We start from the raw sequence: 23,073 nt of genomic DNA on the forward strand, positions 1-23,073 counted from the left end.
CACCACAGAGGCACAGAGTGCACAGAGTATTTGAATTTTCAAGAAGTTATGACCAGGAATCGATTTCTCTGCATGATGAAAATCAGTCCTGGAATAACGCCATGAATCTTCTCTGTGTGCTCCGTGTCTCTGTGGTGCAGCACTGGATTTCAGAATAAATCCATGGATCGTCAACAACTTAAAGAAGGCATCAAGCGTCTCAACCTCGATCTAAGCGAGGCCCGGCAGGAGACTCTGCTCGCCTATCTGGCGCTAATGGCCAAGTGGAATCAGGTCTATAATCTCACCTCGCGCCGCGATGAGAGCGACTGGGTACCGCGGCATCTGCTCGACAGTCTGGCGGCGTTGCCTTACATTAATGGATCGCGCATTGTGGATGTGGGCAGCGGTGCCGGTGTGCCGGGGATCGTACTGGCGGTAGCCAGCCCCGATCGGCAGTTCACCTTGCTCGACAGCAATGCCAAGAAGGCGCGTTTTATGACCCAGGTCGCGATCGAGCTCAAACTCGACAACGTCACCGTGATTAGCGGCCGGGCCGAGGCATTCATGCCGCAAACCGGGTTTGATAGCGTGATTTCGCGCGCCTTCGCCGCCGTGGGCGATTTTCTGCGTGTGGCAGGCCACTTGGTGGCGCCAATGGGCAAGCTGCTGGCAATGAAGGGCGTATATCCCGCCGAAGAACTGACCCAGCTGCCCGCCGGATTTGAACTCGAGACGACGGAGCGCCTCGACGTGCCGTTCCTGGAGGGGGAGCGCCATCTGCTGATTTTTCAGCGGGTGAACAACTAATAAATGTAGGGTGGGTTCGCTGCGATTTTGCGGCGTAATCTGCCAAGTATAATGTAGGGTGGGTTAGCCCGTAGAGCGTAACCCGCCAAGCCGTCGCCAGAGGTGACACAATCAAAATGCAGAGCTCATAGACTTGACCCAAATTATTTTTAATTTCTTTGCGTCTCCGCGCCTTTGCGTTTTTGCGTTGCAAGATTAAATGTGAGTAACAGCCTATGGCCAAAATCATCGCAATCACCAATCAAAAAGGCGGCGTCGGCAAGACCACCACCAGCATCAATCTCGCCGCCTCGCTGGCCGCCACCAAGCGCCGCGTATTATTGATCGATCTCGATCCGCAAGGCAACGCCACCATGGGCAGCGGCGTGAATAAAGCCGCGGTTGAATTGACGAGTTGTGAAGTCTTGTTGGGCGAATGTTCAGCCGCACAAGCCAGCGTGCCCGCAGGCAACGCCGGATACATGGTGATCCCCGGTAATGCCGACGTCACTGCGGCCGAAGTGCGTTTGAAAGATCTGCCCGAAGCTCCACAACGGCTGCGTCAGGCGCTGGCCGAAGTGACTGCGAATTACGATTACATCCTGATTGATTGTCCGCCGTCGCTGAATATGTTGACGGTGAATGCCCTGGTCGCTGCGAATTCAGTGTTGATCCCAATGCAATGCGAATATTACGCGCTCGAAGGGTTGAGTTCCTTGCTTGAAACTGTCGAGCAGATCCGCGACAACTTCAATCCTGGATTGCACATCGAAGGTCTGTTGCGCACCATGTTCGATAATCGCAATAACCTGACGACCGATGTTTCGAATCAACTGAGCGAGCATTTCGGCGATAAAGTCTATCGCACCGTGATTCCTCGCAATGTACGCCTGGCGGAAGCGCCAAGTCATGGTCTGCCGGTGATGCAATATGACAAGGCAAGCACCGGTGCCGTCGCATACTTGGCATTGGCCGGTGAAATTTTGCGTAAGGAACAGGCGGCCGCATCCGCGCCAATGCGTATCGCCGAGCCGGCCTAATTTAGAAACTAAACAAATCACCACAGAGGCACAGAGTGCACAGAGAAAATCATAAATGAGACCCATAATTTGGGATCGGTACGACTATTCGCGCCAATTGCCCAAAGCTTTGCGTTCCGTGCCTCTGTGGTAAATAGATAAATTAAATTTTGGAATTAAAAACATGGTCGTAAAAAAACGTGGATTGGGCCGGGGATTGAATGAATTGCTGGCAGCGGCACGCCCCGCCGCCGCAACGGCTGAAGTTGTAACAACGGTATTGCCAGCAACAGCGCCCGTTGCCGAGCGTGAGTTACACACCTTGCCCGTCGATTTAATGCAGCGCGGCAAATATCAGCCGCGCGTCGACATGCACCCCGAAAGCCTGGAAGAACTCGCCAGCTCCATCCGCGCCCAAGGACTGGTGCAACCGATCGTCGTGCGCCCGATCGGTGGTGGCCGCTATGAAATCATCGCCGGCGAGCGCCGTTGGCGCGCGTCACAAATGGCCGGTTTGCAAGAAATTCCGGTGGTTGTGCGTGATGTGCCGGACCAAGCCGCGATGGCGATGGCCCTGATCGAAAACATTCAACGCGAAGATCTCAACCCCATCGAAGAAGCGCGCGCCCTGCAACGCTTGATCCTCGAATTCAGTCTCACGCATCAGGAAACCGCTGACGCGGTTGGCCGTTCACGCGCCGCAGTGAGTAATCTGCTGCGTTTGCTGGAACTGCACGACGAAGTCAGAACCATGCTTGAGCACGGCGACATTGAAATGGGTCACGCCCGCGCCCTGCTCGCGTTGACTGGCGAAGACCAGCGCGCGGCCGCACGCAAAGTTGTCGCGCAAGGGTTATCGGTGCGCGAAACCGAACGCCTGGTCAAGCAACTGCAGGCCGAAACGGCCGTTGTCGCCAAAGCCGCAAAAGTCAGCGTCGATCCCGATATTCAACGTCTCGAACAATTCCTGTCGGAAAGTTTGGCTACGCAAGTGCAAATCAAGCACGGTCCCAAAGGCAAAGGCCAGTTAGTGATTAGTTACACCTCTCTGGATGAGTTGGATGGTGTGCTGGTGCGGTTGGGAAAGCCCGAGTTTTAAATTTTTCTGAATATAGGCCACAGCAAAAATAGTGATGCGGGCTATCTATTTATTGGGCATGCTGACACTGTTTGTTGTTCGTCAACATGGTTGTGCTACGCTGAAATATGTTCGTAGTCCTGAGCTGCTAATTACCAGTAGTACGAAATCGCGAGCTGTGACTCTCGTGCGATTTTCTCTTCAAAATTGAGCCGCACATCCCAGTTACGCGCAGTTCCAAAACGATTTTCCCATCTTGCCAGGCGGTAATTGGATCGAGAACCATTTAGGTAGGCTTGCTGGCCAAGAGAGATGTGGGATTTCCATCCAGGGATTGGTGAAGCAATCATCCCGATATGAGCGGCGATGCCAAAAGTATCGGAGTCCTGACGTTTTGTTCGTGCATTGGCTTCTAACATCACAAACGTAACCATGTGGTTCATTAGGGTGGCGCTTTTTCCAATGCCACCCGTAATATTGGACACAAGGCAGTTCTCGCAAGAAAGATCTCGATTTTCTAGGCCAGCTTTTACTTTCCAAGCAATCCCTCCATCACCAGGAAGCGAAGTCCGGGAAGGGTTTAGTGTTTCTATGTTGATGATATCCAGGCTGCGTACGCTTAAACTTTGGTCAGAATATATTAGCCGAAGGTCAAGCATGCTCAACTGTGAATTCGGGTAACGGCCGGCATCGAGATTGAGCATGTCATAATACGCAGGACGCCATCGTAGTTCGAACCCCGAGCCTAGTTGGTTGTTGTGATAAAATCCAGCACGAGTCATGCCGGGTCTTGGGTCAATGTGAGGAGGTTTGATGTCGGATTCGGGGTCAATTGTTACAGAGGTTTGTGGCGGTAATCCGGATCGCTCAAGTAATAAAGTATGCTTCGCTGCTTTGAATGAGGGATCGCTCTTGTTTGTGACTAAACGGAACTCGTAGTAGTCAATCAAGGTGTCGATGATTCTAACTTTGTCATCGTTAGAATTTTGTTGATAGCTCGGTGTAGTGAAGTTTAAGTTGTTGGCAACTAGAAATCTTACTTGAGTCTGAGACGATTCGGAAAGTTCAAAATACCGGTCAGAATAAAGGTTCTGACGCGATGGGATGCGGTGCACGTTGCTGACTAAGGGAGTTCCATTTCTCTCAATGGAAGCGAGTTTATCGAATATTACGGCGGGGACCTCCCATGGCCTATCATAGGGAACTAGTGGCGGCTCGATGACGAGATTAAGCAGTTCAGCCATTCGATAGGCGCAGTTTTCCTTTAAAAAATAATATGTAAATTTATTGCCGAGCAGCTCCCAGGCATGGGCAACGATTGCATCAACTTCGGCAGGAGATAATGAAAGCTCATATTCCCATAAGTCACGCATTTCGTTTTCAACATATATGTGATTGAGGCGATAAAAACGTTCATGTGAAAAACTGCCGTCATATCCGCCAAATACCCCTTTGAAAGCATATGCCAGACCATTCTCATGTTCGGGAACGGTAGCGCCGTAGTTCACGCTTTCATCAAGGAGGTTGGTAGGTGCGATATTATTGTCAGTATTAAATTTTAAAAGAATGTGACCATAGAAAGAGGCCGGGTTGCTTAGGTAGCCGCTAGCAAAGACCAGACTTAAAGAATTTATGTTGCTGTGCAGTGCCCAATCTTCAAATTGATGACACGTTACCGAAGGTGGGTCAGCTGAGCTCCAGTCAAGCGACCGGCGTAACCACTGGTAGCGCGCGACAAACCGACATTGAGCATGTTTGTCAGGTTCGTCACCTGGAGAGGCAAAGAATGCCGCAATTGTTGCTTTTATTTCAGCGCTGGGATTTATCGTTCCTTCGGGGGATAAAAAGAAATCAGAAGATATGATTTCGCTGCGAACAGAATCGTGGCCTGATCCGGGATATTTATAGTGCAATAATTTTCGCCAATAGGGGTGTTCAGCCAGTTTTTTATCCTCAGCTTGCAGGATAAGTGTCGCAACCTGAGGAGCGAACCCCGATTCTTCCGAAGCCAAAGAAAGTGGAGTTACAAAGAATAATAAAGAAAAGCTTATTAGAGCTAGGCAGTAACGTTGCGGCAGATAAAACATTGCGTGACCCTACGAAAAAACAAGAGCCTGTTGATGACATCAACAGGCTCTTGAACATACTAGGTTTCGCGAATTAGAGGGCTTTACAGGCTTGGGTATATTCGCCTGAAACTTTGTTGCTGACCAGATTGTAATAGGCTTCTGCCTTATCTAAAGTGGTTTGCGAAGCGTATGACGGTTCGCGCATAGATGTGCTGAAATCTGTGCGGATGGAGTTGGCAATGGCAGGTTGTGCGGTTTTGTCACAGTCCATCATGCTAAGCATGGCGCGTATGTGCTTGCCATAACCTTTGGCAGTGTCTTCTTCAAGGCTGGCGTAGTTTTCATACACAAAACGAGCAGCCACAACTTGTTTGCCGCTACACTAATTGGGGGTTGATGCCCCTGAGGTTACGGCGGTAGTGCCCAGGTCCCAGATTACGTTCGAAGTTACGGCGGCCCATTTGGTCTCAGTAAAAATCATTGCGCCAATGCCACAATCCAGCCACGGGTTTTTCATCTGACTTGGGGGGATGACGCCGCCCTCAGCGTGGCCAGCTACTGGTAGGCTCAACATCAATACCGAAATGGCAAACAATTTTTTTAAAGCTTTCATGCAAGTGACTCCCTCAGTAAATAAAAGTTAGTTTTTATATATAAATTGACAGTGCGACGGCATGTTAATTCACGCAAGTTTACTAAGTCAATCATTGCTTGAGCGGAGTTTGAGATTCAGATATCAAGAAGCCTCGATAGCAGACTGAGAAGGCAGATCACGTTTGCGTGATTTTAATTGACCACCCCGCCCTATTTTTTTATACTGCGCCGCGCTAAGTGAGGGTTGCAGTGGCCGTTGGTCGCGGGCTATACTCACGCGCCTTCTTCGTGCGGGCCTCGGAATGGAAAAGAAACAGGGTGCCGGTTTGCTCCTGATCGGAGTCGGAACCCACATGACGGCGATGGTCGTCACCGGGTTCGCGCTGGGATACGGGGTCGACACGTATTTTGAAACCAAGCCTTTGTTTATGTTGATATTCGGGGCGCTGGGTTTTGTCGGCGGGACACTGAAGGCGCACAAAATGTTAGTCAGGTTTTAAATTGGACGTCGCCATCGCACAAGTGCAGGCCAATGCCCGCAAGGTATTGATTCTGCAAGTGAGTATCGCCGCCATTGTGGCCTTGGTGTTTGCCGTGATGACGGGTGGCTGGCAGGCGTTGTCCGCCTTGATCGGCGGTGGAATTGGTGCAGGTTCATCGTTGTTGTTGCGGCGCGGTGTATTGCGCGCTACCGAGATCGCCAAGAGCGATCCCAGGAAGAGCATGTTGACGCTTTATCTTGGTGCGGTGCAGCGGTTTTTCCTGGTACTGGGTTTGTTTGTGGTGGCACTGACCCTGTTTAAGTTCGATGCGCTGGCAACAGTGGTTGGATTTGGGTGTGCGCAACTGGCTTATGCGGTGGTGATGCGGACGAGTAGTCATCCGCAGCAACGCGCGAAATAAAAGAACGTTTTAAGGGAGATTAGCCTTGAGTGCAGCAGAGAATTCAGGTGGCGGTGGCTCGGTTGAGTACATCCAGCACCATTTGACCAATCTGTGTGCCGGTAACTGCGATCCGGTCACCCATCAGTCTGCTGGTTTTTGGTCTTACAATCTAGATAGCTTATTCTTCAGCTTCATGCTGGCGGCGCTGATCATTGTGGTGTCGATGCGCATCGGTCGTAACCTGGTCGCCGGTACTCCAGGCCGCTTCCAGAATTTCATCGAATCGATAGTTGAGTTTGTTGCTGGTCAGGTGCGCGATACCTTTCCCGGTCACAATCCCCTGATTGCGCCGTTGGCGCTGACCATCTTCGTCTGGGTCTGGCTGATGAACTTCATGGACTTGATCCCCGTAGATTTGCTGCCGATGGTGGCAAGCTGGTTCGGCTTCCATTATTTGAAAGTTGTGCCGACCACCGATCTCAACACCACGATGGCGATGTCGCTGACGGTGTTCGCGCTGATCATTTTCTATAACCTCAAGGTCAAGGGCCCGGTGGGCTACTTGAAAATGTTCCTGTTCCACCCCTTCGGCAAGTTCTTTGTACCGGTGAACGTGGTCATGACCTTGATCGAGGAGCTGGCCAAGCCGTTGTCGCTGGCACTGCGACTCTTCGGTAACTTGTTCGCAGGCGAGCTGGTGTTCCTGTTGATCGCATTGATCGGTGGTTCCATGGCTGCGGGCGGCATTCTGGCCGCGCTGCCCTGGATCTCGTTACAAGCATTGCTGGATCTGGGCTGGTTGATATTCCACTTGCTGGTCATCACCCTCCAGGCCTTCATCTTCATGGTGTTGACCATCGTCTATCTGGGCATGGCACACACCAGTGTGGATGATCATTAATCCAGCAATAGAGTTTGCGATAGTAATAACGGTTTTTTGGTTTTGATTTTAGTTTTTTTGTTTAAAGGAGAGTTGCAATGACACCTGAAATGATCGCGATGATTTACGCCTACACCGCCGTTGGCGTTGGTGTAATTCTGGCCGCTGCCGGTCTGGGCTCAGCCATTGGCTGGGGATTGATCTGCGCCAAGACTTTGGAAGGCATCGCTCGCCAACCAGAAATGCGTCCTGCCCTGATGACCAACATGTTCATCTTCGCGGGCTTGATGGAGTCTTTCCCGTTCATCATCCTGGCCTTCGCTATGTGGTTCCTGTTCGCTAACCCATTTGTTGGCGCCCTGGAAGCTGCTCTGAAGACCGTGGGTGCTTAAGCCCCATCAACTGACTGACTAAAGCCGAGAGGACCAAGTCGTGAATATTACTGCGTCCCTGTTCGGACAGATCATCGCCTTCGTGCTGTTGATCTGGTTCGTGAACAAGTTCCTGTGGGGGCCCGTGAATGGCTTGCTCAGCGATCGCCAAAAGCGCATCGCTGATGGCCTGGCTGCCGCAGAAAAAGGCAAGCATGAGCTGGAATTGGCCGAGAAGCGCGCACATGAAGCGCTGAACGAAGCCAAGGCCCGTGCCAGCGAAATCCTGGCTCAAGCTGAAAAGCGTGCCAGCGAAATTGTGGAAGAGTCTAAAGGTAAGGCTAAAGAAGAAGGTGACCGGATCAAGACCGCCGCTGTTGCTGAAATCGAACAAGAAGCCAATCGCGCCAAGGAACAAATCCGGGCGCAAGTGGGTTCGATTGCAGTGATCGCCGCTAGCAAGATTTTGAGTCGCGAAGTCGATGCCAAGGCTCATGAACAACTGATCAAAGATCTGGCCGCCCAAATCTAAGCTTATATGGCAGAGAAAACCACAATTGCACGTCCCTATGCGCAAGCGATGTTCGACATCGCACGCGCAAAAGGCATATTGAGTAAAGTCGATCAGGCGTTGCAGCTCGCTGCAATCGGTGTGACTGACCCGTCGGTTGCCGCGTTGGTGGGTAATCCTAAGGTATCCAAGTCGAAGCTCGCGGAATTGATCACGAGCATCGGCGGTGCGGATGCCGGCGGCGAATTCAGTAACTTCATTCACTTGCTGGCCGAAAATAGCCGTCTGGCGGTGTTGCCTGAAATCGCGCAGCTGTTTGCTCAATATCGCGCCGAGCAGGAAAGCACGATCGAAGCCGAGGTTGTATCGGCAAGCGCGCTCAACGATTCGCAGAAGCAGGCGATCATCGCCAGCCTCAAAAAGCGACTCGGCCGTGAGGTGACGTTGCAGTGTTCCACCGACGCAAGTCTGATCGGTGGCGCCGTGATACGGGCAGGAGATTTAGTTATTGACGGGTCGATCACGACGCAGCTGAATAAGCTGGCGCTCGCGGTTGCCCGCTAACGTTTTTTAGAGGATACGCCAATGCAATTGAACGCTGCTGAGATTAGCGAACTGATTAAAAAGCGCATCGAAAGCTTCGAAGTCAAGACCGAAGCGCGCACCGAAGGTACCGTGGTAAGTCTTAGCGACGGTATCGCCCGCATTCACGGTCTGGCCGACGTCATGTCCGGTGAAATGCTGGAGTTCCCAGGCAACACGTTCGGGATGGCGCTCAATCTTGAGCGTGACTCCGTCGGTGCGGTAATTCTGGGTTCATACCAGCACATCTCCGAAGGCGCCAAGGTCAAGTGCACCGGCCGCATTCTTGAAGTGCCGGTTGGCGAAGCCCTGCTCGGCCGCGTTGTTGATTCGCTGGGTACCCCGATCGATGGCAAAGGCCCGATCGACACCAAAAAATCCGCTCCAATTGAGCAGATTGCGCCTGGCGTATTGTGGCGTAAATCGGTTGACCAGCCGTTGCAAACCGGCCTCAAGGCCATCGATGCCATGGTGCCTGTCGGTCGCGGTCAGCGTGAATTGATCATCGGTGACCGTCAGACGGGTAAAACCGCTGTCGCCATCGACGCTATCATTAATCAAAAAGGTACGGGCATTAAGTGTATCTACGTTGCTATCGGCCAGAAGGCATCTTCTGTCGCCAACGTAGTACGCAAGCTGGAAGAGCACGATGCGCTGGCGCACACCATCATTGTCGCTGCGACCGCCTCTGATCCTGCGGCTATGCAGTTCATTGCGCCTTACGCCGGTTGTGCCATGGGTGAGTATTTCCGTGACAAGGGCGAAGACGCGTTGATCGTCTATGATGACTTGACCAAGCAAGCTTGGGCTTATCGCCAAGTATCCTTGTTGCTGCGTCGTCCGCCAGGTCGTGAAGCGTATCCGGGTGACGTTTTCTACCTGCACTCGCGTCTGCTGGAGCGTGCGGCACGTGTTAACGCCGATTACGTTGAGCGTCACACCAATGGCGCTGTGAAAGGCAAAACCGGTTCCTTGACCGCGCTGCCGATCATCGAAACCCAGGCCGGTGACGTATCTGCCTTCGTTCCGACCAACGTCATCTCGATCACCGATGGTCAGATCTTCCTCGAGTCCGATCTGTTCAACTCGGGCATCCGTCCTGCGATCAACGCCGGTCTGTCGGTATCGCGCGTCGGTGGCGCGGCTCAGACCAAGATCATCAAGAAACTCGGTGGCGGTGTTCGTCTCGACTTGGCCCAGTATCGTGAATTGGCGGCATTTGCCCAGTTCGCGTCTGACCTGGACGAAGCGACCCGCAAGCAGATCGAGCGCGGCCAACGCGTTACCGAACTGATGAAGCAGAAGCAATATTCACCGCTGTCGGTTGCCGAAATGGCCTTCTCATTGTTTGCTGCCAATCAGGGTTTCCTGGATGACGTCGAAGTGAAGAAAGTCGTTAACTTCGAAGCTGCGATGCACTCGTACCTGCGTTCGAACAACGCTGACCTGTTGGCGCTGATCAACGAGAAGGGCGACTTCAACGACGATATCGCCGCCAAGATGACAGACGCTCTGAAGAAATTCAAAGCAACCAGCACCTGGTAATCGGGGACCTTAGGCATGGCAGTCGGTAAAGAGATTCGCGTCAAGATCAAGAGTATCAAGAATACTCAGAAGATCACCCGCGCCATGGAAATGGTCGCGGCGAGCAAGATGCGTAAGGCTCAGGAGCGGATGCGATCATCGCGTCCTTATGCGCAAAAGATTCGCAACGTGATTAATCACCTGGCGTATGCTCATCCTGAGTATCACCATCCTTACTTGCAAAAGAAGGATACGATCAAGCGTGTCGGACTGATCATTGTGTCTACGGATCGCGGTCTGTGCGGTGGCCTGAACACAAATTCGTTCAAGACCGCTGTCGTGGAGATGCGTAAGTGGCGTGATCAAGGTGTTGAGGTGGATCTTTGTCTGCTGGGGAAAAAGGCCAATGCCTTCTTCAAGCGTGTCAGCAAGAACATCCGCGCCCAGGCCACCGATTTTGGCGACGCGCCGACGGTAAGCCAGATCATCGGCAGCATCAAGGTCATGCTTGATGCGTTTGATTCTGGTGAAATCGATCGTATCGATCTGGTGTACAACGAGTTCGTCAACACCATGACTCAGCAGCCGACGGCGGTACAGTTGTTGCCGATCCAGGCCGCCAAGCCGGAAAAGGAACTTGAGCACCACTGGGACTATTTGTACGAGCCTGAGGCCAAGGAAGTGTTGACTGAGCTGTTGGTGCGCTTTATTGAGTCACAGGTGTATCAAGGTCTGGTTGAGAACGTGGCCTGTGAGCAGGCGGCGCGCATGGTGGCGATGAAGGCAGCAACCGACAACGCCGGCGACCTGATCCACGAATTGCAGTTGGTGTACAACAAGGCGCGTCAGGCAGCTATTACGCAGGAAATTTCGGAAATCGTCAGCGGCGCGGCGGCGGTGTAAAAAACCAGCTCGGCGTATTGACCCCAGGTTTAACAGTAAAAGAGGAACTGAATCATGAGTTCAGGAAAAGTTATCCAAATCATCGGTGCCGTTGTCGACGTGGAGTTTCCGCGCACAGCAATGCCAAAAATCTATGACGCTCTGAAAATCGACAGCGCGGGCTTGACCCTGGAAGTGCAGCAACAGTTGGGTGATGGCGTGGTGCGTACCATCGCCATGGGCTCCACCGACGGTTTGCAGCGCGGTGCTGCCGCCAATAACACAGGCGCAGCGATTATGGTGCCAGTGGGCAAAGGTACTCTCGGCCGTATCATGGATGTGTTGGGTAAACCGATCGATGAGGCCGGTCCGGTCCAGGCTGAGAAATTGATGCCAATCCATCGCAAACCGCCTATCTATGCCGATCAGGCCGCTTCGGTTGAGATTCTCGAAACCGGTATCAAAGTTATCGACTTGATCATGCCGATCGCCAAAGGTGGTAAGGTCGGTCTGTTCGGGGGCGCCGGTGTAGGTAAGACCGTTACCCTGATGGAATTGATTCGTAACATCGCCGTTGAGCACAGTGGTTACTCTGTATTCGCAGGTGTCGGTGAGCGTACTCGTGAAGGTAACGACTTCTATCACGAAATGAGTGAAGGTGGCGTTCTGGATAAAGTTGCGCTGGTTTACGGCCAGATGAACGAGCCACCAGGCAACCGTCTGCGCGTCGCATTGACCGGTCTGACCATGGCCGAGCACTTCCGTGACGAAGGTCGCGACGTTCTGATGTTCATCGACAACATCTACCGTTACACCTTGGCCGGTACCGAAGTGTCCGCGTTGTTGGGACGTATGCCGTCGGCGGTAGGGTATCAGCCGACACTGGCTGAAGAAATGGGCGTGCTGCAAGAGCGCATCACTTCCACCAAGACCGGTTCTATCACTTCCTTCCAGGCCGTTTACGTGCCTGCGGATGACTTGACTGACCCGTCACCAGCCACCACCTTCGCGCACTTGGACGCTACCTTGGTATTGTCGCGTCAGATCGCCGAGCTGGGTATCTATCCTGCTGTTGATCCGCTCGACTCCACCTCGCGTCTGCTTGATCCGCTGGTTATCGGTGACGAGCATTACAACACGGCGCGCGGTGTGCAGGGTACGCTGCAACGCTACAAGGAACTGAAGGACATCATCGCGATTCTGGGTATGGACGAACTGTCTGAAGAGGACAAGCTGACCGTATCCCGCGCGCGTAAGATCCAGCGCTTCCTGTCACAGCCATTCTTCGTTGCTGAAGTATTCACCGGTGCGCCTGGTAAATACGTCTCCCTGAAAGATACCATTCGTGCTTTCAAGGGCATTGTTGACGGTGAGTATGACCACATGCCTGAACAGGCTTTCTACATGGTCGGCACCATTGACGAAGCCGTGGAAAAAGCCAAGAAGATCGCTGGCAAGTAATTAGCCGTAGGAGATCGTTATGGCAATGACTGTACATGTCGACATCGTTAGCGCCGAGGCCGAGATTTTTTCCGGCCCGGCCGAGATGGTATTTGCCTCGGGCGTGATGGGCGAGCTGGGCATTTTGCCTCGCCATGCCCCGTTGCTGACCAAGCTCAAACCGGGCGAAGTGCGTGTCGTGCGGCCGGAAGGCGAAGAAGAGTTTTACTACGTCTCCGGCGGTATGCTCGAAATTCAGCCCCACGGCATCACCGTGCTGGCCGATACCGCTGTCCGTGCCAAGGATCTTGACGAGGCCTCGGCAATGGAAGCCAAGCAACGTGCCGAACAGGCGCTGCGCGATCAGCAAGGCGAAATGGAATTGGCCCAAGCCGAGCAGGAATTGGCCCAGGCCATGGCCCAGTTGCAGGCAATCCAGAAGCTGCGCAAAAAAGCTGGCCGTTAATTAAGTTGTAAAATTAAGATGTTACAAGGGGAAAGGTCGAGAGGCCTTTCCCCTTTTTAGTTTCGGCCGTTATAAGTAATTGGACAAACATATAAGAGTTTTAGCGTATGACGCATAAATACGAAGCCGAAAATTCGTTGATGTTGCCAAAGGAAGTGGCCTTGGTTCGTAATGATTGGCAGGTAGTACTGGGACGTGAAGAGGACTTTGGGGAACGCTTTTATCGTCACCTGTTTGAGTATGATCCGAACCTGGAAGCATTGTTTCACCGCAGTTTGGAGATGCAGGCCCATAAAGCGGTGAATATGTTCACTACCGCCATTGAAAGCTTGGACTCTCCCTCCCATTTGTTTCCCCCGTTATATGCCGCAGGTCGTCGCCATGACCAGAATTATGGGGTGACCTGGGAATCCTATGCCGTGATGCAGCGAGCCTTCATCGAGACGATGAAAGAAATACAGGTGTCAGATTGGAATGAAGCGCACGAAATGGCCTGGAATCGCGCTTTTATGCTAATCGCCGATGTGATGGCCGGCGCGATGCCGGATTTGGATTGACGCAGCATGTCGAATCGATAAAGATAGCGGCCTTGCCATCGACGGTAGAATCGAGCGTAATTCCTCACAATCCTATAAAATACCTCACCTATGTTAAGTGTCGTCATACTTGCCGCTGGTCAAGGTACCCGCATGCGTTCGGCGTTACCGAAGGTGCTGCATGTGGTCGGTGACCGTCCCCTCCTGGAACACGTGATCAGCACCGCCCGTGAACTGGGTGCGGGAGAGATCCATGTCGTTTATGGCCATGGCGGTGACGCCGTGCCCAAGGCCCTCGCCCATCTCAATGTGAACTGGGTATTGCAGGAGCAGCAGCTGGGGACCGGCCATGCCGTGGCCCAGGCGATTTCCCACGTTAAAGGCGAGCGGGTGCTGGTGTTGTATGGCGACGTGCCCCTGATCAGCGCCGCAACATTGAAGCGATTAATCGAGGCGGCGGGTAGCGAAGTCGGCCTGCTCACCGTTGAGTTGGACGACCCGACGGGTTACGGCCGCATCATCCGCGATGGCAGCGGCAAGGTGCTGCGCAATGTCGAACAGAAGGATGCCAATGCCAGTGAGCTATGGGTTCGCGAAGTGAATACCGGTTTTCTGACCGCCCCTGCCGCCAAGCTGTCTGACTGGTTGGGTCGCCTGCGTAACGATAATGCCCAAGGCGAATACTACTTGACCGATGTGCTGGCGATGGCCGTCGGGGATGGCGTGGCAGTGAATACCGCTGCTCCGGCCGATGTGCATGAGGTGCTGGGAATTAACAATAAGCGCCAGCTGGCGGAGATCGAACGTCACTATCAACGTATTCAGGCCACAGCCTTGATGGACGCGGGCGTCACCCTGCGCGACCCGGCGCGGCTGGATGTGCGTGGCCAGGTAAGCTGTGGTCGGGACGTTGAAATTGACACCAATGTAATTTTACATGGCAAAGTAAATATAGGGTCAAATACAAAGATTGGCCCTAACTGCCTGATTATTAATAGTGTGATCGGTGATGGCGTGGAAATCCTGGCCAACACCGTGATCGAAGAGGCCGAGATCGGCGCCGGGAGTCGCGTCGGGCCTTTCGCCCGGATACGCCCGGGTACGGTGCTGGCGGGTGACGCGCACATCGGCAATTTTGTCGAAATCAAGAAGTCGACGGTGGGTCTTGGCTCCAAGATTAACCACCTAAGTTATGTCGGCGATGCGACCATTGGCAACCAGGTCAACATCGGCGCCGGGACGATTACCTGCAATTATGATGGCGCCAATAAACACCAGACGATTATTGAGGACGAGGTTTTTGTTGGCTCGGACTCGCAATTGGTTGCGCCGGTGACCATCGGCAAAGGGGCAACGATCGGAGCAGGTGCGACCATTACCAAGAACGTAGCACCGGGTGCGCTGGCGCTCAGCCGCACACCGCAGGCATCAAGGGAAGGCTGGAAACGGCCGACCAAAAAGAAAAGCTGAAGGGCAGTTTTTCGCGACGCGAAATTTAGAGTCCCTTCTCCCAAAGGGAGAAGGTTAGGATGAGGGGATTAATGCTGTAGGGCCGATTCATGAATCGCCCACCTACCTGCACCCTCACCAACCCCAACCCTCTCTCCCTTAGGGAGAGGGGTTGATCACGAATTTAAGGAGTACTACAGCATGTGCGGCATTATCGGAGCAGTGGCAGAACGCGATGTAGTCCCGATCCTGATCGAAGGGCTGCGGCGCCTCGAATATCGCGGTTATGATTCCGCCGGGGCGGTGGTGATAGACGCGGAAAACCGTCTGAGTCGCGCCCGTGCCGTGGGCAAAGTCGCCGAACTGGCGGCCAGCATTCAGAAAAATCCAATCGTCGGTCGTACTGGTATCGCCCATACCCGTTGGGCCACCCACGGCAAGCCGAGTGAGAAAAATGCTCATCCTCATATCTGCCGCAAGACGGTGGCCGTGGTGCATAACGGCATTATCGAAAATCACGAGTTGCTGCGCCATCAGCAATTGCAAAAAGGCCATAGCTTTACCTCAGAAACCGACACCGAAGTTGTAGTCCATCAAATTTATGATTATGTAAGTACAGGCAAAGATTTGCTGGCAGCGGTGCGCGCCACGGTGGATGAGCTGGAAGGTGCTTATGCCTTGGGCGTCATTGTTAACAGTGAGGCGGGGCGAATCGTGGCGACTCGCCGGGGTAGCCCGCTGGTGGTGGGTATCGGCATCGGTGAACACTTCATCGCCTCCGATGTGGCGGCGCTATTGCCGGTGACGCAACGTTTTATCTTCCTCGAGGAAGGCGATATTGCCGATATTCGCCGCGATAGTCTCACTATTTATAACGCTGCCGGTGAAGTCGTCGAGCGTCCGATCAAGGTTAGCGAATTAACGGCTGATGCCGTCGAGCGTGGCCAATACCGCCATTACATGCTCAAAGAAATTTTTGAACAACCACGCGCCGTGGCGGAAACGCTGGAAGGCCGCTTGGCGGGCGATAGAATTCTGGAAGCAGCCTTTGGCCCGAACGCCGCCGAAATTTTCGATAAGGTACAGGGCGTCCATATTATCGCCTGCGGCACCAGTTACCACGCCGGGATGGTGGCGCGTTACTGGCTGGAATCGCTGGCGGGGATTCCATGCAGCGTCGAAGTCGCGAGCGAATTCCGTTATCGCCATCCTGTTGCGCGGCGTAATTCGTTAGTGGTTGCAATCTCGCAGTCAGGTGAAACGGCGGATACGTTGGCCGCATTGAATGAAGCCAAGAAGCTGGATTACGGCTGGTCACTGGCGATTTGCAATGTGCCGGAAAGCTCCATTGTCCGCGCTGCCGATCTGGTGCTGATGACCCGCGCAGGCCCGGAAATCGGCGTTGCCTCCACCAAGGCATTTACTACACAACTTGTTGCCTTGATGCTGCTGGTGATCGTGCTTGGGCGTCGCCACGGTATGTCGGCGCAGACTGAAATCAGTCTCGTGTCGCAATTGCGCAGCTTGCCGTCGAAGATTGAAAAGGTTCTGGAAATGAACGAACCGATTCAACATCTTGCTGAATTCTTCGCCAACAAGAATCACGCGCTATTCCTCGGCCGCGGCACGCAATATCCGGTGGCGATGGAAGGCGCGCTTAAATTAAAAGAAATTTCCTATATCCACGCCGAAGCCTATCCCGCCGGTGAATTGAAACATGGCCCGCTGGCGCTGATCGATGCCGAAATGCCGGTGATCGCCGTTGCGCCGAATAATGAGTTACTGGAAAAACTCAAATCCAATCTGCAAGAAGTTCGCGCTCGTGGCGGTGAATTGATCGTGTTTGCCGATGAAGCATCGGGCGTTAAACCCGAAGACAATGTTCGCGTCATGTCGGTAGTCAGTACCGAAGACCCGATCGCACCGATTGTTTACACTGTGCCGCTGCAATTGCTGGCGTATCACGTCGCGGTGCTTAAAGGAACGGATGTTGATCAGCCGCGTAATTTGGCGAAGTCTGTCACTGTGGAATGAGTGATTACGCTGATAAAAATGATGTGTAGTGATAAAAAAGTTTGTAATTAAGATATAAAGTTTGTAATTAGTTTTATAAAGTTTGTAATTTTGCCCTCATCGACTATCCTTCAATAATAATGCGTGGGGGGTGTCGATGGGACGTCGTAGCCTTAGCAGCATGGATGATTATTCGCGCGCCCTAAAGGATGGGCGAGGAATTGGTGTCGGTACTGATTACTTGCCGTGGCTCCGGGTTAATGACGTTTCATCCCACGGAAAATCAACAAAAATTCAAGGAATTAAGGTAGAACGGACGCATCAACTTCTATCTGGAATTGAACTGAATTTTTTCTTGTACGCTGAGTTCAATCCGCGGGTCATCGACATCAGGGAACAGTTCCCTCTTTTTCCGCTTGATTTGGTGGTGCGCGTGGCCGCCGAGGCTGGCATTCAATACCCCATCAACGCAAATTCAAAAACCCCCTCTGTCCTGTCGACCGATTTCCTGCTCACCTTAAAAGACGAAGACCATATCTCCTACCTGGCAGTTGCCGTAAAGCCCGAAGAGGCGCTCCAGGAGGAAAAAGTTCTGGAGCGTCTCGAGATCGAGCGGGTGTGGTGGGAAACGTTGGGAATACCTTGGCGGTTAGTTACAGAAAAGCAATTGAACCGGCAGGTTGCCGAGAACATTGATTGGATTTCGGATCCGCTGCGAGGCCGTAAGCGGCTCGCTCTTGGCGATGATATGGAGCAGATATTAGGACGTCTTGTCGCGCAAATGGAAACGGGTATCTACGAGTGGTTGGGTTTGGTAGACCGATTAGCGGTTGGCATTGGACAGGATTCGAAACTGACCTCTTCCCTATTAAGGGCGGCACTTTGGCTTCGGCATGTAACCGTAAACCTCGACACGCCAATACAGAAGCAAGGGCTAATCGAAATCCTGAGCGTATCCAGCGACTGGACGGAGAACGAAAAAAATGGCGCAGTTAATTCGTAACTCGACCTGGGACGTGATTGGCGAATATGGGAAGTTGGCCGTGGGCCAATATCGGGTTCTGGAGATAACTCCGACTTTGGATTTGCTGATTGTGTTTAGACTTGATAACGAACAGCGAATGAAGCGCCCATCCAACGTTAGCCTAATCGAATTCGAAATGGGCATAAAGCACGAGCAGATAATTGAAAAAAACTATCCGATCCCGCGTGCAAAATTACTAGGTGACGCGGAGCTCCCAGATACATGGAAGCATCGTCGTGACGACAAATATGCACTCATAGCTCCACTTGTCGAAGATGATGAATTTTTGCGGTGCTTAGCCAATAGCGGTCGCTCACAGGCTATTAAGCCTCGCGCACTTGAGGTAGGCGTGGATGAAGTGGCAGTGTATCGCGCGCTGTCAGAGTATTGGCGTTACGGACAAACAACGAATGCATTAATACCTAAATACGCGAGTTGTGGCGGGCCAGGGAAGGCCAGAAAATCAGAAAAGCCGTCGCGTGGACGGCCAAGGAAGCAACCAATTTTTGGCTTCAATGTGCGCATAGATCGAGCGGTTACAGAGGAAGATAAAAAACAGATTCGCAGGGCGATTGAAATCTTTTACATAAAACGAAATATCAAAAGCCTCAACAAGGTTTATGTTAAATACCTTGGCAAGTATCACAAATCAGAAGTTGAAAAAGCTGCTCTTGAAAGCCGGCCTCCGAATGTGCCAACAATAACTCAATTTCGCTACTGGCATAAAAAACAGTTCAATGCAGTGGATGATGAGCGTAAGCGCGTTGGGAAAGTATCATGGGATATGAACAGCCGTGCGTTGCTAAGTGGTGTAAGTGAGCATGTCAGCGGGCCGGGTGATTGCTATGAGATAGATGCTACAGTCGCCGATGTCTACGTAGTTTCGAAATACAATCGCAGTTGGGTGCTGGGGCGGCCAGTAATATACGTTATTGTTGACGAAGCGAGCCGTATGGTGGTTGGGGTTTTTGTGGATCTCGTCTATGCAAGCTGGAGTGCGGCTAAACAAGCATTGCTGAATGCCTTCCTTCCCAAAAAAGAGTTTTGCGCTCGCTACGGTATTTTGATCGAGGATGAAGATTGGCCTTGCCATCATCTTCCTCGTGGCCTTTTATGCGATCGAGGTGAAATGATTGGAAACATGCCAGAGCAACATTTGGCGCCTATGGGGATTAAGTTAAATTTCGCGGCACCAAAGCGGGCGGATTGGAAAGCTGTAGTCGAACGGCGGTTCGGGATAGTGAATAAAGAGGCATTGCATGACCTAAATGGTACAACAAGAGGGAGGCCGAAAGGTCGAATGGATCCGGATCCAAAGAAGGAGGCCCTCCATACGCTCGACGAAGTGACAAAAATAATTGTCAAAGATTTTATTGGATTCAATAAGACACGGTTTATTGATGATTTGATAACGCCCGGATTATTAGCAGAAGATATGGAGCCAACTCCACTCAACTTCTGGCGTTATCATGTCTCAAAACACCTGGATTCGTTGTCGATAGTGGATGAAGACCAGGCACGTGCGGAACTCATGCGGGCGGAACGAGCAAGTATAACCGCGAGGGGCATTAGGGTTGGCGATCTTTACTATTCGTGCGCAGAAGCGGAGCGAGAGAATTGGTTCGCACTAACCCGCCTCCACGGGGAATATAGTGTGGACGCCCGTATTGATGACAGCAATTCGAGCCAAATATATATTCGAAGAGACATTCGCAGTCCTCTCGTGCGCTGTACCATTTTGCCTAGGGAAAAGCTATATGCCGATCTGCATCGAGCTGATGTTATTTGGATGGCCGAATGGAAAAGAGATAAGGCAGAAGTAGGCTCAAGCTTGCTCGGGCGCGTTAGGCAGGCCGATGAAGTGGAAAAGCTGCGCGAAGTAGCTTTAGCAGATCGCAAGAACAGTATTGGTTCCCACAGTAAAACACCGAACAATATAACAAATTTACGTGAAACGAGATGTGAGGAGAAAAGATTGGCAGAAGTTGCGACCGCTGTTGAAGTACGGTGCATCTCAGAAGAAAACCGGAGTGAAGCTGATGTGGCTACTATGTCTAAATTGGCGTTAATTGAGCAGATTCTGAGTGAAAATGAACGTTGACGCAGAATTTGTAGAGGCGATATATAGACCAAACCCAATAGAAGCATTTGTGGGTAATCCACTCATCGAGGCATTGCCGCCAATTCGTTCAAATGATGAATGGGTAAAGGCACTGTTTGTGATGCCAGCGTTGAAAAATGAAGTAAGGCGGCTTTCACCGGAACAGCGGCTGGTGGCGCTGGTAGACCTTGAGCGATTTAATTATCCCCTGCCGGAATATATTGAACTTGCCAGGCGCATAGAATCTGCAATTTACAGAGGCTATTCAACGAAGAATCCATGTTTGCCTACGTCGAATCATTTTCTGCACTATCTCGATCCTGACGAAACTATGGTGCAACCACTATCAGGGCGGTTTGAGGCGCGGCCAACCGGACTTACTCTTGTCGGCCCTAGTGGGTCGGGCAAGACCCGCATGTTTGAGAGCATTTTGGCTCAATTTCCACAAATCATTCAACATAAAATCTATCAGGGACGCACCATGCCTATCACGCAAGTGGTATGGCTAAAGGTGGACTGCCCGGAAGATCAAAGTTTAGTCACATTTGCCGGACGTTTTCTTTCGGCGCTTGACAATGCGGTGGGTACGAATCTTTTTGAAGAAGCATTTAATGCACGCAACAATAAAGGGGTCGTCATTGAGAAGGTGATAAGACAGGCGAGGAATTATCGCGTAGGTCTGATTATATTGGATGAATTTTCCAACTTGAAACTCCCGAAGAAAGCGACCTCAGAAAATGTCCCGCTGTTGCTCAAACTGATTCTTAACCTGATGAATGGATCAGGGGTACCCAGCATTTTTTGCGGAAACCCGGAGATGCTCGACGCTATTCAGTTGACATTAAAGACGGCACGACGGGCCGAAAATGGTGGTGTCATTGTGATGGGCCCTATGCTCCATGCGGTTTGGAATGCTCTATCAAAGTGGCTGTGGCCGCTGCAAGTAACTAGTCATGTGACACCATGGAATGAAGATCTGGCCATGGTCCTTTATGAGGCAAGCCGTGGGCTAGTTGAGATAGCAGTACGTGGATTTTTTGAAGCGCAACGACTTGTGATAGGTTCTGGGGATGAGCGTTTGACAAGTGTTGCCATTCAAACTGGCGTTATGAATGCCATTCAATTATCGAACAAGACTCTCGATTGGAGTGTTAAGTAGAATGTCATTAGCAGAAGATGGGCTCCAGTGACAACAGCGAAGGCCGCCGCAGAAAATCCACCGATGAGTGAAGGCGCATCTGATCGAAGAATACATGAAGGTCGGGGCAAACGAGTAGTGAGTGGATTACATGATCCTTTGCGTGTGCAGCATTCTGAGTTCTCCAATATTTTGGAACGACTCCGTTATGCGACAAGCCTAATTCCGGCTAAGACTCAGCTAAATATACTGCGTGACACGGGTGGCGAAACGGGCGTGATGCAGAAACTCATTGAGCGAGGTATTGTTCTCGAAGATGCGATCAATCTGAATCCTAGTGAGATGTCTCGTGACAGGGCTGGATCGACATGGCTACCCCAGTAACGCCAATATGGGGAGAGAGCGTATATTCGGTGCTCACCAGAATTCACGTGCTAGAAGGTAATGCATCACCGCTAGCGACGCTCAAGGCTTGGACAGGTGTTCGTGGATACAAGCCGTTATCTGGGTTGCCAACCCATCTTGAGGTATTGGCAAAAGAACTATCTTTGCCAGAAGGACCAATGCGCCTTATTCGCGCGCACACTCATTTTCCCTTGTATGCGCACTTTCTAAGTGTGGAGCGACAAAAATTGCTAATAGCAGGGATGCTTCATGCTGGTGCGCCCAAGTCCCGTGTTGGTTTGTTGCGTAACTATATGGGGGCGTGTGATCGGCGACGATATTGTCCAACATGCAATGAGTTAGACATTGAACGGCATGGGGTTGCACTATGGCGTAGAGAACATACGCTATCTGGAATCATGGTTTGTCCTGAACATAAATCCCCACTGCTTGAGCTCAGTTCGTCAGGTCGATATGGAGAACGACACCTTGCGCTGCCGGGTTTAGGTGGCCGGGTGTCGATTCCCAACGATGATGGCGTAAAGAACCGGCTTAGCTACATAGCTAGAGAAGTTAAGATATTGATGGAGCGGCCAGTAACGGCTTTGATTAATGGATCAGTGTATCGCCGATTGTTTCGGGAGGTTGGCCTTGTAACAAAGAATGGCAGAGTACGACAAAGACGGCTGGAAAGATTGGTGGCTGAATGGATGCGACCTCTTGAAAATGCCGTTGGATTTGACAGGCTCGTAGCAGGCTTAAAATTGGAGAGAAGCTGGGTAGCGGAATTGGTCGATAGCAATGATGAGCTTCACCATCCGGTCAAACACATTATTCTCTGGGGTACGCTTGGGATCAATTCCAATGATGTTCTGAATACAGCTTCCGCCCTTGGCGAGCAATTGGAGCTAGCACTTGGAGCTTATAAGCCTATAGAGCTTACACGAGATCTTATTGAGGAAATTCTCACAGTGACAAAGTCATTTCGAGGAGCGGCAAAACTGCTTGATGTTGATGTTACGACATTAATGGTTGCAGCGGAGTCGAGCGGAATGAATGTCTCTCGACGTCCCAAAAAAATTACCTGTGAGCTACGTTCGGTTATCGCCGATGAACCACATTCCGTGCCAAGCCGCATACTGGCGAGTCGATATAATGTATCAGTAGGCACCATAAACAGGATACGTCGAGCTTCAGGCTCGCGGAGCAAGCAGATTACGCTGGCAGGCCTTGAATCAATATAGTAACCACAGGAGCGTTATTTTGCGTATCTATCCTGCTGATAGTAATTAAGAAAACAATGGCACCATTGGAACTATTGATGTCATGCCTCGACAAATCAATTTTATAAGGCCCAAC

Annotated in this window: 24 protein-coding genes; 21 read left to right on the forward strand and 3 right to left on the reverse strand. The window is 51.8% G+C overall.

All coding sequences use genetic code 11. The features are described from left to right. The first annotated feature begins 162 nt into the window (after positions 1–162). The 3 genes from rsmG to HY272_03575 all read left to right on the forward strand — a co-directional run bounded on the left by rsmG (position 163) and on the right by HY272_03575 (position 2,886). Positions 163–789, forward strand: a complete 627-nt coding sequence (gene rsmG, locus HY272_03565) for a 16S rRNA (guanine(527)-N(7))-methyltransferase RsmG (GenBank protein ID MBI3771760.1) — start codon at positions 163–165, stop codon at positions 787–789. Positions 790–1,004: 215 nt separating this feature from the next. After that, positions 1,005–1,808 (forward strand): ParA family protein, encoded by an 804-nt coding sequence (locus tag HY272_03570; protein MBI3771761.1) that lies wholly within the window; start codon positions 1,005–1,007, stop codon positions 1,806–1,808. A 163-nt stretch (positions 1,809–1,971) separates the two neighbouring features. Continuing rightward, positions 1,972–2,886 (forward strand): ParB/RepB/Spo0J family partition protein, encoded by a 915-nt coding sequence (locus HY272_03575; protein MBI3771762.1) that lies wholly within the window; start codon positions 1,972–1,974, stop codon positions 2,884–2,886. 131 nt (positions 2,887–3,017) lie between these two features. Here HY272_03575 and HY272_03580 read toward each other — a convergent pair whose 3' ends face one another. From HY272_03580 to HY272_03590, 3 genes are all read right to left on the reverse strand, one after another. Further along, the gene (locus HY272_03580) at positions 3,018–4,952 is read right to left on the reverse strand and encodes a DUF4105 domain-containing protein (GenBank protein ID MBI3771763.1); all 1,935 of its coding nucleotides are present in this window, start codon (positions 4,950–4,952) and stop codon (positions 3,018–3,020) included. 73 nt (positions 4,953–5,025) lie between these two features. After that, positions 5,026–5,298: a DUF3015 family protein gene (locus HY272_03585; GenBank protein MBI3771764.1), complete on the reverse strand. Its 273-nt coding sequence runs from the start codon at positions 5,296–5,298 to the stop codon at positions 5,026–5,028. An 18-nt stretch (positions 5,299–5,316) separates the two neighbouring features. Next, complete coding sequence (locus tag HY272_03590; protein ID MBI3771765.1) at positions 5,317–5,547, reverse strand: hypothetical protein; 231 nt, start codon at positions 5,545–5,547, stop codon at positions 5,317–5,319. A 283-nt stretch (positions 5,548–5,830) separates the two neighbouring features. Here HY272_03590 and HY272_03595 point away from each other — a divergent pair, with 283 nt between their 5' ends. From HY272_03595 to HY272_03680, 18 genes are all read left to right on the forward strand, one after another. Beyond that, entirely contained in the window at positions 5,831–6,028 is a 198-nt protein-coding gene (locus HY272_03595; GenBank protein ID MBI3771766.1) for an AtpZ/AtpI family protein, read from the forward strand. A 1-nt stretch (position 6,029) separates the two neighbouring features. Beyond that, entirely contained in the window at positions 6,030–6,431 is a 402-nt protein-coding gene (locus tag HY272_03600; protein MBI3771767.1) for an ATP synthase subunit I, read from the forward strand. A gap of 25 nt (positions 6,432–6,456) precedes the next feature. After that, positions 6,457–7,314: a F0F1 ATP synthase subunit A gene (atpB, locus tag HY272_03605; GenBank protein MBI3771768.1), complete on the forward strand. Its 858-nt coding sequence runs from the start codon at positions 6,457–6,459 to the stop codon at positions 7,312–7,314. Positions 7,315–7,391: 77 nt separating this feature from the next. Continuing rightward, positions 7,392–7,685, forward strand: coding sequence for a F0F1 ATP synthase subunit C (gene atpE / locus HY272_03610; protein MBI3771769.1), 294 nt, complete (start codon positions 7,392–7,394; stop codon positions 7,683–7,685). Between the two features lie 40 nt (positions 7,686–7,725). Further along, on the forward strand, positions 7,726–8,196 hold the full coding sequence (locus tag HY272_03615) for a F0F1 ATP synthase subunit B (protein MBI3771770.1): 471 nt from the start codon (positions 7,726–7,728) through the stop codon (positions 8,194–8,196). A gap of 6 nt (positions 8,197–8,202) precedes the next feature. Then, positions 8,203–8,739, forward strand: a complete 537-nt coding sequence (locus HY272_03620; GenBank protein ID MBI3771771.1) for a F0F1 ATP synthase subunit delta — start codon at positions 8,203–8,205, stop codon at positions 8,737–8,739. Between the two features lie 21 nt (positions 8,740–8,760). Further along, positions 8,761–10,302 (forward strand): F0F1 ATP synthase subunit alpha, encoded by a 1,542-nt coding sequence (locus HY272_03625; protein MBI3771772.1) that lies wholly within the window; start codon positions 8,761–8,763, stop codon positions 10,300–10,302. A 15-nt stretch (positions 10,303–10,317) separates the two neighbouring features. Further along, positions 10,318–11,184, forward strand: a complete 867-nt coding sequence (atpG, locus tag HY272_03630; protein ID MBI3771773.1) for a F0F1 ATP synthase subunit gamma — start codon at positions 10,318–10,320, stop codon at positions 11,182–11,184. Positions 11,185–11,238: 54 nt separating this feature from the next. Further along, positions 11,239–12,624 (forward strand): F0F1 ATP synthase subunit beta, encoded by a 1,386-nt coding sequence (atpD, locus tag HY272_03635; GenBank protein ID MBI3771774.1) that lies wholly within the window; start codon positions 11,239–11,241, stop codon positions 12,622–12,624. Between the two features lie 19 nt (positions 12,625–12,643). Then, a complete protein-coding gene (locus HY272_03640) occupies positions 12,644–13,069 on the forward strand; it encodes a F0F1 ATP synthase subunit epsilon (protein MBI3771775.1) in 426 nt (141 codons plus the stop codon). A 107-nt stretch (positions 13,070–13,176) separates the two neighbouring features. Continuing rightward, positions 13,177–13,626, forward strand: coding sequence for a hypothetical protein (locus HY272_03645; GenBank protein MBI3771776.1), 450 nt, complete (start codon positions 13,177–13,179; stop codon positions 13,624–13,626). Positions 13,627–13,716: 90 nt separating this feature from the next. After that, complete coding sequence (gene glmU / locus HY272_03650; GenBank protein MBI3771777.1) at positions 13,717–15,075, forward strand: bifunctional UDP-N-acetylglucosamine diphosphorylase/glucosamine-1-phosphate N-acetyltransferase GlmU; 1,359 nt, start codon at positions 13,717–13,719, stop codon at positions 15,073–15,075. Between the two features lie 180 nt (positions 15,076–15,255). Then, a complete protein-coding gene (gene glmS, locus HY272_03655; protein MBI3771778.1) occupies positions 15,256–17,088 on the forward strand; it encodes a glutamine--fructose-6-phosphate transaminase (isomerizing) in 1,833 nt (610 codons plus the stop codon). A gap of 136 nt (positions 17,089–17,224) precedes the next feature. Continuing rightward, entirely contained in the window at positions 17,225–18,070 is an 846-nt protein-coding gene (locus HY272_03660) for a Tn7 transposase TnsA N-terminal domain-containing protein (GenBank protein MBI3771779.1), read from the forward strand. Further along, positions 18,051–20,192 (forward strand): DDE-type integrase/transposase/recombinase, encoded by a 2,142-nt coding sequence (locus HY272_03665; protein MBI3771780.1) that lies wholly within the window; start codon positions 18,051–18,053, stop codon positions 20,190–20,192. The genes HY272_03660 and HY272_03665 overlap by 20 nt, the downstream gene beginning before the upstream one ends. Further along, positions 20,176–21,351 (forward strand): ATP-binding protein, encoded by a 1,176-nt coding sequence (locus HY272_03670; protein ID MBI3771781.1) that lies wholly within the window; start codon positions 20,176–20,178, stop codon positions 21,349–21,351. The genes HY272_03665 and HY272_03670 overlap by 17 nt, the downstream gene beginning before the upstream one ends. 27 nt (positions 21,352–21,378) lie before the next feature. Beyond that, positions 21,379–21,714, forward strand: a complete 336-nt coding sequence (locus HY272_03675; GenBank protein MBI3771782.1) for a hypothetical protein — start codon at positions 21,379–21,381, stop codon at positions 21,712–21,714. Then, positions 21,699–22,958 (forward strand): TniQ family protein, encoded by a 1,260-nt coding sequence (locus HY272_03680; protein ID MBI3771783.1) that lies wholly within the window; start codon positions 21,699–21,701, stop codon positions 22,956–22,958. Before HY272_03675 ends, HY272_03680 begins: the two co-directional genes overlap by 16 nt. The last annotated feature ends 115 nt before the right edge of the window (positions 22,959–23,073 follow it).

The sequence above is a fragment of the Gammaproteobacteria bacterium genome, assembly GCA_016200485.1.
Lineage (GTDB): Bacteria > Pseudomonadota > Gammaproteobacteria > Tenderiales > Tenderiaceae > JACQEP01.